This window comes from Bradyrhizobium sp. B124, assembly GCF_038967635.1.
Lineage (GTDB): Bacteria > Pseudomonadota > Alphaproteobacteria > Rhizobiales > Xanthobacteraceae > Bradyrhizobium.
The window spans coordinates 1,161,758-1,176,600 of the sequence record NZ_CP152413.1; the positions used below are offsets into that span (position 1 = coordinate 1,161,758).

Genomic DNA, 14,843 nt, shown 5'->3' on the forward strand with positions numbered 1-14,843 from the left:
CGCCGTGATCCACAAATCGCTCCGCGGACGACAGCGCCTGCCAGGGCCGCCGGGAACATGAGGTGGCCGGCGACGCCGTTCAACAAACCAAATGGTGTGTGGCCGGCACAAGAATTTCGTCAGGAATGACCGTGTATGGAAGACGGGTCCAACGCCCGGAGAGGACGACATGCGGAACCTGAATACTGTGCTGAGCAAGCTGAACGACCGCCTGCTGCGGCTGGAGGGCGAGCTGTTCGTGCTGCGATCGATCGCGCGCGCCGCCCTGACCTCCGGCGACGAGTCCGCCATCCGCACCCGCAAACTGCTCGAAGGCGCCAAGCTCGCGCTGGCAGACGAAGCCGAACGGCCGCTGGACGCCGCGACCGGGAAATACGTCGCGGCCGCGATCGCCATGGTCGAAGAGCTGCTCGAGAATCCTCGAGAGGCGGCCCCGCTGTTCAGGGTGATCGACGGCGGCAAGCGGGACGATTAGCTCGCGGTCAGGAATTAGGGACCGAGCCTAGCTCGCGCCCTGCACGGCCCTGTCATACGCCTCGATCGTGACTTTCGCCCTGACCGCAACATCCGCGGCCGTCATGCCCGGCTTGTAGAGGCTGCTGCCGAGACCGAAGGCGCGAATGCCCGCCTTCACATACTCCGCGAAATTCTGGTCCGAGACGCCGCCGACGGCGGCGAGCATCACATCCGGCGGCAGCACGGCGCGGATCGCCGAGATGCCGGAAGCGCCGAGCACGCTTGCCGGAAAGAACTTCAGGCTCGACGCGCCCGCGCGTGCGGCGAGCAGCGCTTCCGTCGGCGAGAACACACCGGGCATCGTGATCATCGCGTGGTGCCGGGCGCGCGCCAGCACATCGACATCGACGTTCGGCGACACCATGAGGCGCCCGCCGGCGTCATGGAGGCGATCGACGTCTCCCGTGGTCAGCACCGTGCCGGCGCCGATCAGGACATCAGCGGGCGCCAGCTTCGCCGCAATCTCGATCGAACGGAACGGCTCGGGGGAGTTCAGCGGAATCTCGATCGCGGTCATATCAGCCTCGAGCAGTGCGCTCACGATGCCCAAGGCCTCGTCCGGCTTGACGCCGCGCAGGATCGCGACCAGCGGACGCTTCATCGGAGGAAACGGAATGCTCATGCGTTGATCCCTCAATTGGTCCAGATCGCCGCCGCGGCGCCGGCGAGGCCACGGCGAACCGCCTCCTCCGCATCCATCACGTTGAGCGGAATCGAAAGGCTTTCGAGCGCGATCCGATAGAGCCGTTGCAGCCGGCCCGATGCAATCAGCGTAACCGGCGTTGTTCGCTCTCGCTCGGCAAGGCCGGCCGCCAGCTCGGCACCGATCAACGTGCCGGAGATCGTCTCACGGGCCGCCTGCGCGCTGCCGCCGAACAGCAACTGCCGGGATCGCACCCGAAACAGCAAATTGGCCGATAGCGCCGGCGTTGCGAACGCCTCGACGACGGCCGAGCGGAACGCATCGGCATCAACGGCCTCTTCCGCACCGGCGACGGCATGCGACAGAATGGTGTCGCGCGCAACCACGCTGAACAACTCGCCGGTCATGAAGGTCGCAAAGCGCTCGACCGTTCCACCGCGCAGGCGCACCCATTTGGAATGGGTTCCCGGCATGCAAACGAGGGCCTCACCCGGCGCATCCAGACCGAGCGCGCCGAGCAACTGGGTTTCCTCGCCACGCATCACATCGGGGGCCGCAGCATCGCGCTGCGCAATCCCGGGCAGGATCCGGATATCGCGCGGCTGCCCGCTGACCACGACGGCGCCTTTGAGGATTTCGGAGAGATGCGCCGGTGTGTCGACATAGCCGGCCTCGACCCAGCCCTGCCGGGCACCGGCCATGCCGCAGATCACGACCGGCAGGTTGACCGCCGCGCCCAGCGCGTCGAGATGCGATTGCAGCACCGACGCAAAGCCGGCCCTGGCGGCCGCCGTCATGCCCTCGTCGCTGCGCCGTTCGCCGAACAGCTCGCCGCCAGCGCTCATCAGCCAGAGCCGGAAGCTGCTGGTGCCCCAATCGACCGCGACATAGGAAGACCCGCTCATCGCGCTCTGTTCCACGCTTTTGGTTTCCGGCTCGGCGATGGCGCCGCCGAACAGACGCGATAACGGCGTTCATGACGCCGCGCAAGGCGCGCCCGATATCGCGCCGCCACGCGATCACGCGAACGCGCGCGCATGCGACCGCCGGGCCCTGTTCGCATCGGTGCGTGCGCGGATCGGTTACCGCGCGCCCTTCAGCGTACAGGAGGTCGTGCAGGTCGTGACGTTGCCATGGTCACACTTGATGCAGGCGTTGACGCACTGATCCATGACCTTGGGATTGTACTGACTATAAAGATTGGCCGCGCAGCTGTTGGTCGATCCCGTGACCTCCGGGTCAGACCAGCAACCGGACAGTAAAAACGCTGCGGCACTCAAAATGGCGACCTTGCGCATAAGGCCTCCTGCCACGCTCTATCCAAGTATCCTTGCAAGTAACCTTGATAGGTTAGGTTAAATTTCGGTTTCAATTGCGACCTGATCCGGAAGCGGTATTGCTTATCCACCGGACATTTCCCCAAGGTCCGGGCCCACACCGGCAAGGCCGTCAGGCGACCCCGCCTGGCGGCTTTGTTGCCCAGCAATGCACAAGGATACCAACAAGATGGCCCGAAAGCCGCGGTGGTCGTTCAAGGAGGACCGACGACTGATGGAATTGGCGCGTTCCTCCAAGTCACTGGAAGAGGTCGTGAAGGCGACCGGCCGTTCGCCGGAGCGCATCAAGAAGATGGCGATGCGCCTTGGCCTCTCCATCAAGTCGCGTGGCGCCACAAAGAAATAGTTTGAATACGGCCGCAGCCCGGCCGGCCGGCCAGAGCGCGTTTGAGCGAAGTGGACAGCGATCCGCCTAAAGACGACGCGTCAGAAACAAGGATTTAGGGTTCCGGCGGACAATCGTCCTTGGCCCGCACCGGGATCGCCTTGACCTCGCCCTCGGTCTTGACCTCACGCTCAGCCTTGACCTCGCGCTCGGCCTTGGCCTCTTGTTCATCCTCGCCCGCTCGCGTGCAGGTGGTCAGCACGAAAGCCACCCGGCTGCATTGCCACGCCGGCCCGAGCGCCGCGCTCGACACCGGTTCTGGCGACGCCAGCGTCAGGGATAGATACGCTACCAAAACGGCACCCGCCGCGGCTGCGGCAGCCAGTGCCGCGCCCGTTCCGGACCACAGCTTGGACATCATGGCCTTGGTTCCCGCCGATCTCTGGGAGTCGGGGCAGCCCGCCTGTCCGCGTGTGACCGGAATCACAACCGGGACCAAACAGTTCAGCCCGAATCTTTGGGCTTGATCTGGGAGCGATATTGCACTGCCGCAAGGCAGGATCAGCGCGCCGGCTCGATCACATTACAGTTGGTCCGGCCCGACATCAGGCAGTCCTGCATCTTGCTCGCCGCCGTCAGGTCATGCGCAAGCCAGAGACCGACCGCGAGCATGACCACCGCGACCAGCAGTCCGATCAGCGCCCCGCGGCGGTTGCCTCCGTCTTCGGATTCGCTCATGGCCGCTTCGGTTCCCTTTTGCCATCGCCCGCATCATGACCGTTTGCACGGTTGCGTGCGATCAATTCTGCAACAGTCGCACAACGAAATGCACGCCGGCAGCGATCGGCCCTGCAATTCCATTGCGGGCTAGCGCGACTCGCGAAAAACTGCTCGCTGAGTGGAGCGCGTGTGCGGGGCGTGCCGGTGAGCGAACAAGAAGCGAGTTACGATTATCAGCGTTACAGGCAGCTGCTCTCGGAAGCTGTCGACGAGACCAGCAGACTGGGGCTGATCAGCCTCCTGATCACCGAAAAGGCGCGCGACAGGCTCGAAGCGCAGCGCGCCTCGGACCGGAGCGCGATGACCGCCGAGACAGTCGCCAAGGTGCTCGGCAACGGCCGGCGCGAGCAGTTTCAGCGCGGTTAGGCCTGTCGGCAGGTTCGGTGACCAACCACTCACCACGCCGGCCGCCAGCCGGGTGCAAGCACCGCCGTCGGCCATTTGCTGTCCGCTCATATCTCCTTTGCTCCACAGCCCCCCGTTCACCACTGGCCTTTTCGTTGCCATTCACTTATTGAACGCCGAACCGAACCCCATCCATCAACGAACAGAAAGCAGCAGGCTTCCTCTATGAGTGGCTTCAAGGAACCGGGTTTTGCCGACCGCCAGAAAGCGGCCCTGCAGGCGCGGCAAAACCTCCTCAACAAGTTTCGCACCCAGCCGGGCGCTGACGATCCGACCGTGAAAGCACGGGCCGAGGAGCGCGCGGCTATCGCCGAACGCCGCGCCAAGGCCAGGGAAGCCCGTGAAATCGAGAAAGCCGAACGGAAGCGCCGCGAGGAAGAGGCCGCCGCAGCCGAGGCCATCCGCATTGCGCGGGAGAAGGAAGAGGAAACCGCACGACTGGCTGCGCTCGAGGCTGAACAGAAGGCCAAGCGCGACGCCCGCTACGCTGCGCGCAAGGAGCGCGGCAAGAAGAAGCGCTGAGGCGTAACCAGGCCCGCCACGACGGCGGGCCTGTGAAGCCTGTGAAGGATGAGCGGTGGCGGCGGTCAGTTCTTCTTCATGCCGTCGTCTTTCTTCATCATCGCGCCACCATCCTTCTTCATGGCGTCGTCCTTCTTCATGCCATCGTCCTTCTTCATGGCATCCTTGGACATCGTGCCTTCCTTCTTCATTGCGTCGTCCTTGCCCATCTTGTCCTGAGCGAAGGCGGCGGGGGCGAGCGCAAGGCTGAACGAGAGCAACGCGGCGGAAAGGCCGAGGCGGGTCTTGGTGGTCATGATGAGTGATCCCTTGTGTGGTCAAATGTGAGCGCGACGACTTGCCGCTCTCTCCTCGACGCACTTGCGCCGCCGGTTGTTACCTCCAATAACAAATTCTTGAAGCACACCGGCGCGTACGCCCATCGCTCATCGCGCGAGGATCGGGCGGCGACGCTGCGGCAGCGCAGTGTGCGCCGCAGCAACGGCAACACTTGCGACCGCCTGCCGGCCCGCACTAACAGGGCGCCTCGAACTATCAGACTAGAGAAGTTTCACGCGAAGACCGGCTAGGCTAAAGCTCCGCGCCGGTCTAGCAGCCACTCAAGAAGCTCTTCAGGGGAACAACCATGCTCACACGCCGCCACGTCCTCGCTTCCGCCCTCGCCGCACCCGCCGTCCTGCGGATGGGTGTCGGGACTGCGCATGCCGCGACCACACTGAAGATCTCGCATCAGTTCCCCGGCGGCACCATCGACAAGGGCGATTTCCGCGACAGGCTGTGCCGGATGTTCGCGGCCGAGGTCGCCAAGCGCTCGGGCGGCGACCTCACTGCCGAGGTCTATCCGAACTCCTCGCTGATCAAGACCAACGCGCAGTTCTCGGCGATGCGCAAGGGCGCGCTCGATCTCAGCCTCTATCCGATGCCCTATGCCGGCGGCGAATTGCCGGAGACCAATATCGGCCTGATGCCGGGCCTGGTCACGACCTACGACCAGGGCCTGCGCTGGAAGAAGGAGCCGGTCGGCAAGGCGCTGAGCGACTTCCTCGCCGACAAGGGCATTCTGCTGATCTCCTGGGTCTGGCAGGCCGGCGGCGTCGCCAGCCGCTCCAAGGCGATCGTGGCGCCCGAAGACGCCAAGGGCCTCAAGGTGCGCGGCGGCTCGCGCGAGATGGACATGGTGCTGCAGACCGCCGGCGCCGCCGTGCTGTCGGTGCCCTCAAACGAGCTCTACGCCGCGATGCAGACCGGCGCCTGCGATGCCGGCATTACCTCCTCCACCAGCCTGATCTCGTTCCGCCTCGAGGAAGTCGCGAAGTCGCTGACCTCGGGCGCCGGCGCGTCCTACTGGTTCATGCTGGAGCCGCTGATGATGTCGAAGGCGATCTTCGACAAGCTGCCGAAGAACCAGCAGGACATCATCCTTGCCGTCGGCGCCGAGCTCGAGGCCTTCGGCCGCAAGGGTGCGCAGGACGACGACGTCGAGGTCACCAAGGTCTATGAGAAAGCCGGCGCCAAGGTCAGCGCGCTCGATGCCGCTATTGTCGGCAAGTGGCGCGACATCGCGCGCGATACCGCCTGGAAGGACTACGGCGCCAAGACAGCGACGGCCGCCAATTTGCTGAAACTCGCAAGCGACGTCGCCGCATGATCCATGGTCCGGTCCCGGATCAAGGTGAAAGCGCAAGCATAGCCGCGGGCAATACCGCCGTGGCGATGCTCGCGCGTGCGCTGTCCGTCTGCAACAATATCATCGTGGTGTTCGCCGCACTTGCCTTGATCGCGGCCTGCGTGATCCTGAGCTACAGCGTGCTTGGCCGCGCCGTGTTCCACAGCCCGAACTACTGGCAGGACGAGGCCGCCGTGTTCCTGCTGGTCGGCGCCACCTTCATGTCCTCGGCCTATGTGCAGAGCCAGCGCGGTCACGTCAGCATCGAGGCGTTCGTCGGCCTGCTCTCGGCGCGCGCCAACAGCATCAGGCTGTGGCTGGTCGATGTCGCGAGCTTCGCGTTCTGCACCTTCTTCGCCTGGAAGTCCTGGACCCTGGCGCACGAGGCCTATGTCGACGGCCAGGTGTCCAACTCGATGTGGTCGCCGCCGCTCGCGATCCCTTACGGGCTGATGGCGCTCGGCATGACGCTGCTCTGCGTGCAACTCCTTTTGCAAATCCTCATTCCGCTGACCGGTGGCCCGCGCCGATGACCGTGTTTGGTATTGGCATCTCCTACGGGCTTGCCACCCTGTTTGCGATGTTCTCCGGCATGCCGATCGCATTCGCGCTCGGTGCGGTCGCCGTCGTGTTCATGGCGATCTACATGCCGGCGGCCTCGCTCGATACGGTGACCCAGAACGTCTACGAGGAGATGGCCTCGATCACGCTGCTGTCGATCCCGCTGTTCATCCTGAAGGGTGCGGCGATCGGCAAATCCCGCGCCGGCCAGGATCTCTACTCGGCGCTGCATGCCTGGCTGCACCGCGTGCCCGGCGGCCTTGGCGTCGCCAACGTGTTCGCCTGCGCCCTGTTTGCGGCGATGGCCGGTTCCTCGCCCGCGACTTGCTCGGCGATCGGTTCGGCCGGCATCCCCGAAATGCGCAAGCGCGGCTATTCCGGCGGCTTTGCCGCGGGGATCATCGCCGCCGGCGGCACGCTCGGCATCCTGCTGCCGCCCTCGATCACGATGATCCTGTTCGCCGTCGCGGCCGAGAAGTCGCTCGGACGGCTGTTTCTGGCCGGCATCGGCCCCGGACTGCTGCTGGTGTCGTTGTTCGGCGTCTACGCCGTGCTCCGCTTCCGCAAGGAATACGCCATGGCCCGCGCCGTCTACGACGCGACCGGCAAGGATGCCGCGATCCTGCAACGCGACGAGTTCACCATGGCCGAGCGCTTCAGCGCGCTGCCGCGCGTGATCCCATTTGTGCTGCTGCTAACCGGCGTGATGATCGCGCTCTATGGCGGCTACGCCACGCCGTCGGAAACCGCCGGCCTCGGCGGCCTGCTGGCGCTCGGGCTGATCGCCGTGATCTACAGTGTGTGGAAACCCAGCGACCTGTCGCCGATCCTGAAATCCACCATTCGGGAATCGACCATGCTGATGCTGATCATCGGCATGTCGCTGCTCTATTCCTATGTGATGAGCTATTTGCACATCTCGCAATCGGCGGCGGAGGCGATCGTCGCCATGCACCTGCCGCGCTGGGAGCTCTTGTTCGCGATCCTCGTGATGGTGATCGTGCTCGGCTTCTTCCTGCCGCCGGTCTCGATCATCCTGATGACCGCGCCGATCATCCTGCCGCCGCTCCGCGCCGCCGAGTTCGACATCATCTGGTTCGGCGTCGTCATGACCATCGTGATGGAGATGGGCCTGATCCACCCGCCGGTCGGCCTCAACATCTTCGTCATCCGCAACGTCGCGCCCGATATCCCGCTGAGCGAGGTGATCTGGGGCACGCTGCCCTTCGTGCTGCTGATGATGTTCGCCGTGCTGATGCTGTGCTTCTTCCCGGAGATCTCGACCTGGTTGCCAAACCTGGTGATGGGGCCGGACGGCGGGCGCTGATGCGCAAGCAAGAAACTACAGCGCGCGATGGCGGTTCGCCCCGGTCGCCGTCACGCTTCAGGCCGCCTCCTGCTCCCTCGCTGCCAGGGCCTGCTCGATCCGACGGACTATCAACGCCGTCGGACGTCCCTCGCGCTGCAGCCGGCGGAGCTCATTCCAGAGCCTGATGATTTCGCGGTCTCGCTCGGCGTCCATGGCATTCTCCCGGCGTGCCTCATTATGAACGAAACAAGAACAAAACTCAAGGCCGCAAGAGGCCGTCGCCGGCGCGGGAACCAGGACGACGCAGCGCGATTGGTTCCTTCATGAAAATGGCCAAGGCAATTCGCAAGCAGGCGCAGACCGCGGAACGGGTCGCATCGGCGACCGCGGACGCAATCGTCGCCGATCAGATGCGCTCACTGGCCCGCGCCTTCAGGAGCCAGGCCGAGATCCTGAAGAAGAAAGAGAAGCAAAAGAAGAAACAGTCTCGCCCCGGCTAGGGATAGCCGTCGGCCGGTGTATCGACCTCGATCATGTCGATCCGCGACACCGATTTGCCCTTCCGCAGCTCCTCGTAGGACGTCTCCGCGCTCAGGCAGAACAGCGTCCTGCGATCCGCGCCGCCGAGTGCACAGGCGAGCGCGCGGCGGCCGGGCACCGCGATGCGCGCGCGCTCGACACCATTGCGATCGATCCGGACAAACGCGTCTTCGGTGAACGACGCGACCCAGACTGCGCCGTCGCCGTCGAGGCAGATGCCGTCGGGATCATTGACGCAACCGAACCGCCCGCGAAGGCTCAGGCCGCCGTCCGGCGCGATGTCGTAATCGGCGAGACCAGCGCCGTCCATCTCAGCGACGATGAGCCGGCGATGGTCGGAGGAAACGGCAATGCCGTTCGGAAAGCGCAAGCCGTCGGCGACGACGCGGGCGCCGCCGTCGGGCATCACCAGGATGATGCGACCGACGGCGCCGCGGCCCTCCGGCGGCGGCAGATTGAAGCCGAGATCGCCGACGTAAGCACGGCCCTGCCCGTCGACGATCATGTCATCGATCGTACCGGTCGCGATCCCGGAAACATCGGCATACAGGGACAGCGCGCCACCGGAAAACCGCAGCAGCCGCTTCCTGAACATCGTCAGCACGACGATGTCGCCATCAGGCAGCACGCCAAGACCGCACGGCGTGTCGTCGGTCACCGCCGCATGCTCCTGGCGTTCGCCTGACGGGCTGATGCTGAGCAGCGTCCGCGCCATGCAGTCAACGAACCAGAGCCGCCCGCGATGCCAGCGCGGGCCCTCGAAATAGCGCCCGCCGTCCAGGATGGTTCTGAGCCCAGCCGTCATGACGCACCGGCCTGAAAGAACAGATCTGACATGAGAAAGCGCCCCGCCGCACGTTTGGCGAGAATATATCCCCGCTGGGACCGGTCAAACCGGCGTCTCGGCCCCTTAAAAAGACCCGCAAAACCCCGGTTCCCGCAGGGTTCCACACGCTGTATGCCATATTTTGCCGCGTTTTCTCTGTTGAGTTGCGGCAGCGTTAATACTCGAGAATCGAGGGTGGTAGTAATCTGCGGCGGATGTGCCGCGTACGACGCGTTCCGTTTGTGCCTGATCGTTTCAGGGGGGCCAGGGAATGAACCGTTGCCTACGTCCGCTGGCGTGCCTCGCCACGGTGGCCGTGCTCGCGCTGCTTCCGCTTGAGGCAGGCGCCAAACCGCATCATCAGCACCAGGCCAAGAGCGGCCACGGGGACAAGAAGGCGCACGGCGCCAAGGCGACGCGCGAGAGTGCCGCCGTCAAGCGGCGCCATGCCAGGCATGGCAACGACAAGCGCAAATCCGCGAAGGCCAAATCCGCTTCGTCCAAATCGGCTGAGACCACCAAGGCGCCCGAGCCGGAGAAGCCCGCCGGGCCGCAATTGTCGGGCGATCTCGCCGCGGTCAGGGACGCGATCACCGCGGCGCGCCGGGGCAAGACCAGCGAGGCGACCGATATCCAGGCAAAGATCATCGACCCCGTCGGGCGGAAGCTCGTCGAGTGGTATCTGCTGCGCCACTCGGAGTCGAATGCGCCGTTCAGCCGCTATGCGGCATTCGTCACGGCCAACCCGGACTGGCCAAGCGTCACGCTGTTGCGCAAACGGGCTGAGGCGCGGATCTGGCAGGAGCGCAGTGATCCGGCCACGGTTCACGGCTTCACGCTCGATCAGCCGATCAGCGCCAAGGGCAAGTTCGCCCTCGCCCGCACGCTGCTCACCGAAGGCGATCGCGACGGCGCCACGCGGCTGGTGCGCGAGGCCTGGCGCTCGGAAGAATTGTTGGACCGTACCGAGAGCGACGCCTACGACGCATTCAAGGATCTGCTGACGCGCGACGATCATCGCGCGCGCATGGACAAGCGGATCGGCGCCAAGGATCTCGCCGGCGCGAGGCGCGCGGCGCAGCATCTCGGCAGCGACGAGCTGGCCATCGTGAAGGCTTGCGGCGCGGTCCGCGGGCAATCCAGCAAGGCGGAGGACACCCTCAACGACGTGCCGGCGGACGCCCGCAGCGACCTCGGCTACACGCTGTGCCGCATCCAGTGGCTGCTCGCGAAGAACAGGATCGATGATGCGGCGCGCGTGACGATTGCGGCGGCGCCCGAGACCATGGCGCAGCAGGACACCGACCAGTGGTGGCGCGAACGCCGCATCCTCTCCCGCAAGCTGCTCGACCAGGGTGAGTACCAGGCGGCCTATGACGTTATCCGTGCCGCGGCGGCGCCGGACAATCCCTATTACCGCTCCGACATGCACTTCATGCGCGGCTGGATCGCGCTGCGCTATCTCGACGATGCCAGGACCGCGGCAGCGCATTTCGCGCGGATCGACGAGGGCCAGACCAACCCGACCGTGCTGGCGCGCGCCGCCTATTGGCGCGGTCGCGCCGCCGAGGTGCTCGGCAACAACGTGGCGATGCGGGCCGACTACCAGGCAGCGGCGCGCTACCCGACCGCCTATTATGGTCAGCTCGCGCTGGCCAGGCTCGGCCGTGACGGCGTCGAGCTGCACGCGCCCTCGCCGGCGGCCAGCGCGGCCAGCATGGCGGCCGACGAGCGCGTGCGTGCCGCCGACATGCTCTACGCGATCGGCGAGCCCGATATCGTGCTCTATTTCGCCGCCGACCTTGCCGAGGAAAGCGCAGATGTCGGGATGCTCGAGGCGCTCGGCGAACTCACCGGCCGCCACAACGATGCCCGCGCCATGCTGCAGATCGGCAAGATTGCGCTGGCGCGGGGCTTTGCCTTCGACCACTACGCTTTCCCGGTCATCGGCATTCCCAAGCACACCCCGATCGCCCCCGATATCGGGCGCAGCATGACCTACTCGATCGCACGCACCGAAAGCGCGTTCGATCAGCGCGACAAGTCGGCGGCCAACGCCGTCGGCCTGATGCAGGTAACGCCCGAAGCCGGCCGCGACACCGCCAAGCGTTTCGGCGTCAGCTATGACTGGAGCCGGATGGTCTCCGATCCGGTCTACAACACCCAGATGGGCGCGGCCGAATTGAGTGCGCTGCTGGCGGAATATCGCGGCTGCCACATCATGACCTTTGCCGGTTACAACGCCGGCCGCGGCCGTGTCCGCGACTGGATCAAGGCCTATGGCGACCCGCGCGATCCCAAGGTCGATCCGGTGGACTGGGTGGAACGGATTCCGATCTCGGAGACGCGCAACTACGTGCAGCGCGTGATGGAGAATTTCGCGGTCTATCAGGCGCGGTTCGAGGACGCGGGCACGGCGTTGGCGGCAAAGGGCGGCGAGCGCGTCGTGAGGCAGGAGACGAATGCGGCGCCCGCGCAGTAAGCGCCTCCGTCAGGCAGGCCACCGGTCCCGCGAATGCGCGCGCCGGAGAGATTACGACTCTCGCTCTGTCTTCCAGGCCAGCGCCCGGGCCGTCGTCGCTTCAACGAACGCACTCTTGCCGTTTCGATACGCAGCAATGTCGTCGTTGGACGCGCGCGCAAGTTCGCGCTTGATGTCGGCGTAAGCATGCGCGGCCTCGGGATGGGCGCGGAGATAGTCGCGAAACAGCACCAGTTGCTCCCAGCAGGGGTGGGACAGCTGCATCACATGAACATGGTGGGTCCACGGTCCGGGCGGTCCCTTGCGGAAGAACAGCTCGCCCGGCAGCCATGACTCGTACTGTGGCATGTAGACATAGCCCAGCGCCTTGACCGGCTCGACATAGCGCTGTTGTGCCTCGTCGAGACTTGGCACACCAACCAGCAGATCGATGATGGGTTTGGACGGCAACCCCGGTACCGCCGTGCTGCCGACATGCTCAACGGCGAGCACAAGACCTCCAAGCGCTGCCTGGATCCTCGCCCGCTCCTGCTCGAACAGCGCCGGCCAGTTAGGGTCATAGGCGGAGACAATGATCGCCCCTGCGCCGTATTTCTCCATGAGCGCCTCTATCGCTTGCCGGCCTGAGTTGCCGGCAAGCCTCACTCCACCTTCACATTGGCGGCCTTGATCATCGGCCACCATTTTGCAATCTCCGCCTTCTGCCAGGCGCCGAGTGCTTCCGGTTTCAACTGGTCCTTTGGCGGCATCTGCAAGCCGAGATTTTCGAGCTGCTTCTTCACCGCGGGATCGTTCAGCGCCTGGATCACCGCGACGTTGAGCTTGTCCACGATCTCTTTCGGCGTGCCCTTCGGCACCCAGAGGCCGGACCACAGCGTCATGTGGAAGCCCGGCAGGCCGGCCTCATCGACCGTCGGGACCTCAGCCGCGTTCGCGACCCGCTTGGAATCGGTGACCGCATAGGCACGGATGTTGCCGGCGCGGACCTGGTTGATCGAGTTCGACGTCTGGTCGACGATGATATCGATCTGGCCGGCGACGAGGTCGTTCAGCGCCGGCCCGGTGCCGCGATAGGGCACGTATTGCAGCTTGATTCCGGAGACGTTCTCGAAATAGAGCCCGGCGATGTGGCTGCCGCTGCCGGCGCCGGCGGTGCCCGCGGTCGGCGGCGCCGGCCGCGACTTCAGCCACTCCAACAGCTCCTTCAGCGACTTCGCCGGCACGGCGTTCTTGCTGACGATGATCATCGGATTGCTCGGCAGCAGCACCACCGGCTCGAGATCATCGACGAGATCGTAGCCAAGCTTGTAGATCGCGCCGTTCGCGACATGGGTGCCGAGATGACCGAACGAGACGGTGTAACCGTCGGGCGCCGCGCGCACCGCACGGCCGACACCGAGCGAGCCGCCCGCTCCGGTCACGTTCTCGATCAGAACCACCTCGCCGAGCGACTGCTTCATGCGCTCGGCGAGGATACGCGCCATCGCATCCGACGGACCGCCGGCGGCGAACGGCACGACGATGGTGATCGGGTGCGCGGGCCAGGTTTCCGCCGAAACGGTCCCCGTGAACGCCAACATCGCCAACACGGCCAGAACCAGTTTCCGCATCACGCGCTCCCCTCAATCTTCCTTGTCGTATCATTTTTGAAGGGCCACCTTTCAACAAGATGGCCCTTCGGATGAGGCGTCAGAACTGCGAGAAGTCGATCGGCTTGTGCCTGTCGAGCGCGCGGGTCACCGGCTGCAGCGGGTATTTCAGGCCGCTGGCGCAATTGAACAGCATCACGCGGTCTGCCTTGGTGACGCGGCCGTCGGTAAGGCTCTGCTTGTAGGCGGCATAGGTCGCAGCCCCCTCGGGGCACAGCAACAGTCCCTCCTCGCGCGCGACCTCGTTGAGGGCGGCGGTGATCTTGTCGTCATCGACCGCGATAGCAAATCCCTTGCTCTCGCGCACCGCGCGCAGGATGAGAAAATCGCCGACCGCCTGCGGCACGCGGATGCCCGAGGCGATGGTGTGAGCGTCCTCCCAGCGCGCCGCATGCTCGGTTCCGGCCTCATAGGCGCGCACCATCGGCGCGCAGCCGGAGGCCTGCACCGCGACCATCCGCGGGCGCTTCGAACCGATGAAGCCGATCTTCTCGAGCTCGTCGAACGCCTTCCACATGCCGATCAGGCCGGTGCCGCCACCGGTCGGATAGAAGATCACATCGGGCACGTCCCAGCCGAGCTGCTCGGCGAGCTCGAGGCCCATCGTCTTCTTGCCCTCGATCCGGTACGGCTCCTTCAGGGTCGATGTATCGAACCAGCCGACTTTTGCTTTCCCTTCGCCGACGATCTTGCCGCAATCGTCGATGTAGCCGTTGACGCGATAGACGGTGGCGCCCTGCAGCTCGATCTCGCTGACATTCACCTCCGGCGTATCCGCCGGACAGAAGATCGTGGTCTTGATCCCGCAGGAAGTGGCGTAGGCTGCGAGCGCCGCGCCGGCGTTGCCGTTGGTCGGCATCGCCATGTGCTTGATCCCGAGTGCCTTGCCCATCGAGACCGCCATGACGAGGCCGCGCGCCTTGAACGAGCCGGTCGGCAGCCGCCCCTCGTCCTTGACGATGATCTCGCCGCCGCCAAGCCTTGAGGAAAGCTTCGGCAACCGGATCAGCGGCGTCGTAACTTCGCCGAGACTGACGATGTCCTTGCATTTGCGCACCGGCAACAGCTCGCGGTAGCGCCACAGGTCGGCGGGGCGCTCGGCCAGTGCGTCCTTGGTCAGCGCCTTCTTCACCCCGGCGAGATCGTAGCGCACCAAGAGCGGCTTGCCGGCCTTCGAGAGGTTGTGCACCTGATCGGCTGCATAATGATCGCCCTCCATCGCGCATTCGAGATGGGTCACGAAGGTCGGGCGTTCGATGGTGAGATTGTCGTTGTCTTTCAC

General features: G+C 65.2%; 19 protein-coding genes and 1 pseudogene. 9 read left to right on the forward strand and 11 right to left on the reverse strand.

Going from position 1 to position 14,843, the window contains the following annotated elements:
- Positions 1-169: 169 nt before the first annotated feature.
- Positions 170-475 (forward strand): hypothetical protein, encoded by a 306-nt coding sequence (locus tag AAFG13_RS05305; RefSeq protein ID WP_092114532.1) that lies wholly within the window; start codon positions 170-172, stop codon positions 473-475.
- A 27-nt stretch (positions 476-502) separates the two neighbouring features.
- Here AAFG13_RS05305 and AAFG13_RS05310 read toward each other — a convergent pair whose 3' ends face one another.
- The 3 genes from AAFG13_RS05310 to AAFG13_RS05320 form a co-directional block, all read right to left on the reverse strand.
- Complete coding sequence (locus tag AAFG13_RS05310; protein ID WP_342711345.1) at positions 503-1,138, reverse strand: 2-dehydro-3-deoxy-6-phosphogalactonate aldolase; 636 nt, start codon at positions 1,136-1,138, stop codon at positions 503-505.
- Positions 1,139-1,149: 11 nt separating this feature from the next.
- Positions 1,150-2,064 carry a 2-dehydro-3-deoxygalactonokinase gene (locus tag AAFG13_RS05315; RefSeq protein WP_342711346.1) on the reverse strand — a complete coding sequence of 305 codons (915 nt, stop codon included), beginning with the start codon at positions 2,062-2,064 and terminating at the stop codon, positions 1,150-1,152.
- A 177-nt stretch (positions 2,065-2,241) separates the two neighbouring features.
- Positions 2,242-2,457, reverse strand: a complete 216-nt coding sequence (locus AAFG13_RS05320) for a hypothetical protein (protein WP_050402491.1) — start codon at positions 2,455-2,457, stop codon at positions 2,242-2,244.
- Positions 2,458-2,665: 208 nt separating this feature from the next.
- Here AAFG13_RS05320 and AAFG13_RS05325 point away from each other — a divergent pair, with 208 nt between their 5' ends.
- Entirely contained in the window at positions 2,666-2,842 is a 177-nt protein-coding gene (locus tag AAFG13_RS05325) for a hypothetical protein (RefSeq protein WP_212314690.1), read from the forward strand.
- Between the two features lie 94 nt (positions 2,843-2,936).
- Here the strand turns inward: AAFG13_RS05325 and AAFG13_RS05330 are convergent, their stop codons facing one another.
- Together AAFG13_RS05330 and AAFG13_RS05335 are read right to left on the reverse strand one after the other, a co-directional pair.
- Entirely contained in the window at positions 2,937-3,242 is a 306-nt protein-coding gene (locus AAFG13_RS05330; RefSeq protein ID WP_212314692.1) for a hypothetical protein, read from the reverse strand.
- 140 nt (positions 3,243-3,382) lie between these two features.
- Positions 3,383-3,624: pseudogene (locus AAFG13_RS05335) on the reverse strand (hypothetical protein).
- Positions 3,625-3,745: 121 nt separating this feature from the next.
- On the opposite strand from AAFG13_RS05335, the gene AAFG13_RS05340 reads away from it, so the two are divergent.
- Together AAFG13_RS05340 and AAFG13_RS05345 are read left to right on the forward strand one after the other, a co-directional pair.
- Positions 3,746-3,967: a hypothetical protein gene (locus AAFG13_RS05340; protein WP_342711347.1), complete on the forward strand. Its 222-nt coding sequence runs from the start codon at positions 3,746-3,748 to the stop codon at positions 3,965-3,967.
- 204 nt (positions 3,968-4,171) lie between these two features.
- A complete protein-coding gene (locus AAFG13_RS05345; protein WP_212314696.1) occupies positions 4,172-4,528 on the forward strand; it encodes a DUF6481 family protein in 357 nt (118 codons plus the stop codon).
- Positions 4,529-4,593: 65 nt separating this feature from the next.
- On the opposite strand, the gene AAFG13_RS05350 is transcribed toward AAFG13_RS05345, so the two are convergent.
- Positions 4,594-4,824, reverse strand: a complete 231-nt coding sequence (locus AAFG13_RS05350) for a pentapeptide MXKDX repeat protein (RefSeq protein WP_342711348.1) — start codon at positions 4,822-4,824, stop codon at positions 4,594-4,596.
- A gap of 329 nt (positions 4,825-5,153) precedes the next feature.
- Here AAFG13_RS05350 and dctP point away from each other — a divergent pair, with 329 nt between their 5' ends.
- From dctP to AAFG13_RS05365, 3 genes are read left to right on the forward strand one after another with little or no spacing between them, the layout of a single operon-like run.
- Positions 5,154-6,176, forward strand: coding sequence for a TRAP transporter substrate-binding protein DctP (gene dctP / locus AAFG13_RS05355; RefSeq protein ID WP_342711349.1), 1,023 nt, complete (start codon positions 5,154-5,156; stop codon positions 6,174-6,176).
- A complete protein-coding gene (locus AAFG13_RS05360) occupies positions 6,173-6,727 on the forward strand; it encodes a TRAP transporter small permease (RefSeq protein WP_212314702.1) in 555 nt (184 codons plus the stop codon). Before dctP ends, AAFG13_RS05360 begins: the two co-directional genes overlap by 4 nt.
- Entirely contained in the window at positions 6,724-8,082 is a 1,359-nt protein-coding gene (locus AAFG13_RS05365; protein ID WP_342711350.1) for a TRAP transporter large permease, read from the forward strand. The genes AAFG13_RS05360 and AAFG13_RS05365 overlap by 4 nt, the downstream gene beginning before the upstream one ends.
- Positions 8,083-8,139: 57 nt before the next feature.
- On the opposite strand, the gene AAFG13_RS05370 is transcribed toward AAFG13_RS05365, so the two are convergent.
- Positions 8,140-8,277 (reverse strand): hypothetical protein, encoded by a 138-nt coding sequence (locus AAFG13_RS05370; protein ID WP_212314706.1) that lies wholly within the window; start codon positions 8,275-8,277, stop codon positions 8,140-8,142.
- A gap of 14 nt (positions 8,278-8,291) precedes the next feature.
- Between AAFG13_RS05370 and AAFG13_RS05375 the strand changes: the two genes are divergently transcribed.
- Positions 8,292-8,564 (forward strand): hypothetical protein, encoded by a 273-nt coding sequence (locus AAFG13_RS05375; RefSeq protein ID WP_342711351.1) that lies wholly within the window; start codon positions 8,292-8,294, stop codon positions 8,562-8,564.
- On the opposite strand, the gene AAFG13_RS05380 is transcribed toward AAFG13_RS05375, so the two are convergent.
- Positions 8,561-9,409, reverse strand: a complete 849-nt coding sequence (locus AAFG13_RS05380) for an SMP-30/gluconolactonase/LRE family protein (RefSeq protein ID WP_342711352.1) — start codon at positions 9,407-9,409, stop codon at positions 8,561-8,563. The two genes, AAFG13_RS05375 and AAFG13_RS05380, sit on opposite strands and share 4 nt — an antisense overlap.
- Positions 9,410-9,701: 292 nt before the next feature.
- Here AAFG13_RS05380 and AAFG13_RS05385 point away from each other — a divergent pair, with 292 nt between their 5' ends.
- The gene (locus AAFG13_RS05385; protein WP_342711353.1) at positions 9,702-11,912 is read left to right on the forward strand and encodes a lytic transglycosylase domain-containing protein; all 2,211 of its coding nucleotides are present in this window, start codon (positions 9,702-9,704) and stop codon (positions 11,910-11,912) included.
- 51 nt (positions 11,913-11,963) lie between these two features.
- Here the strand turns inward: AAFG13_RS05385 and AAFG13_RS05390 are convergent, their stop codons facing one another.
- The 3 genes from AAFG13_RS05390 to AAFG13_RS05400 form a co-directional block, all read right to left on the reverse strand.
- Positions 11,964-12,596 (reverse strand): GrpB family protein, encoded by a 633-nt coding sequence (locus AAFG13_RS05390; protein WP_342711354.1) that lies wholly within the window; start codon positions 12,594-12,596, stop codon positions 11,964-11,966.
- Entirely contained in the window at positions 12,554-13,522 is a 969-nt protein-coding gene (locus tag AAFG13_RS05395) for a tripartite tricarboxylate transporter substrate binding protein BugD (protein ID WP_212314712.1), read from the reverse strand. Before AAFG13_RS05395 ends, AAFG13_RS05390 begins: the two co-directional genes overlap by 43 nt.
- 79 nt (positions 13,523-13,601) lie before the next feature.
- On the reverse strand, positions 13,602-14,843 hold the full coding sequence (locus AAFG13_RS05400) for a threonine synthase (protein ID WP_212314713.1): 1,242 nt from the start codon (positions 14,841-14,843) through the stop codon (positions 13,602-13,604).

Bases quoted from the DNA above. Each gene is read 5' to 3' on its own strand.
- AAFG13_RS05370 (WP_212314706.1), bottom strand. From the start codon at position 8,277: ATGGACGCCGAGCGAGACCGCGAAATCATCAGGCTCTGGAATGAGCTC.
- AAFG13_RS05330 (WP_212314692.1), bottom strand. From the start codon at position 3,242: ATGATGTCCAAGCTGTGGTCCGGAACGGGCGCGGCACTGGCTGCCGCA.
- AAFG13_RS05350 (WP_342711348.1), bottom strand. From the start codon at position 4,824: ATGACCACCAAGACCCGCCTCGGCCTTTCCGCCGCGTTGCTCTCGTTC.
- AAFG13_RS05345 (WP_212314696.1), top strand. From the start codon at position 4,172: ATGAGTGGCTTCAAGGAACCGGGTTTTGCCGACCGCCAGAAAGCGGCC.
- AAFG13_RS05315 (WP_342711346.1), bottom strand. From the start codon at position 2,064: ATGAGCGGGTCTTCCTATGTCGCGGTCGATTGGGGCACCAGCAGCTTC.
- dctP (WP_342711349.1), top strand. From the start codon at position 5,154: ATGCTCACACGCCGCCACGTCCTCGCTTCCGCCCTCGCCGCACCCGCC.
- AAFG13_RS05325 (WP_212314690.1), top strand. From the start codon at position 2,666: ATGGCCCGAAAGCCGCGGTGGTCGTTCAAGGAGGACCGACGACTGATG.
- AAFG13_RS05310 (WP_342711345.1), bottom strand. From the start codon at position 1,138: ATGAGCATTCCGTTTCCTCCGATGAAGCGTCCGCTGGTCGCGATCCTG.
- AAFG13_RS05305 (WP_092114532.1), top strand. From the start codon at position 170: ATGCGGAACCTGAATACTGTGCTGAGCAAGCTGAACGACCGCCTGCTG.
- AAFG13_RS05365 (WP_342711350.1), top strand. From the start codon at position 6,724: ATGACCGTGTTTGGTATTGGCATCTCCTACGGGCTTGCCACCCTGTTT.
- AAFG13_RS05380 (WP_342711352.1), bottom strand. From the start codon at position 9,409: ATGACGGCTGGGCTCAGAACCATCCTGGACGGCGGGCGCTATTTCGAG.
- AAFG13_RS05395 (WP_212314712.1), bottom strand. From the start codon at position 13,522: ATGCGGAAACTGGTTCTGGCCGTGTTGGCGATGTTGGCGTTCACGGGG.
- AAFG13_RS05360 (WP_212314702.1), top strand. From the start codon at position 6,173: ATGATCCATGGTCCGGTCCCGGATCAAGGTGAAAGCGCAAGCATAGCC.
- AAFG13_RS05390 (WP_342711354.1), bottom strand. From the start codon at position 12,596: ATGGTGGCCGATGATCAAGGCCGCCAATGTGAAGGTGGAGTGAGGCTT.
- AAFG13_RS05385 (WP_342711353.1), top strand. From the start codon at position 9,702: ATGAACCGTTGCCTACGTCCGCTGGCGTGCCTCGCCACGGTGGCCGTG.
- AAFG13_RS05320 (WP_050402491.1), bottom strand. From the start codon at position 2,457: ATGCGCAAGGTCGCCATTTTGAGTGCCGCAGCGTTTTTACTGTCCGGT.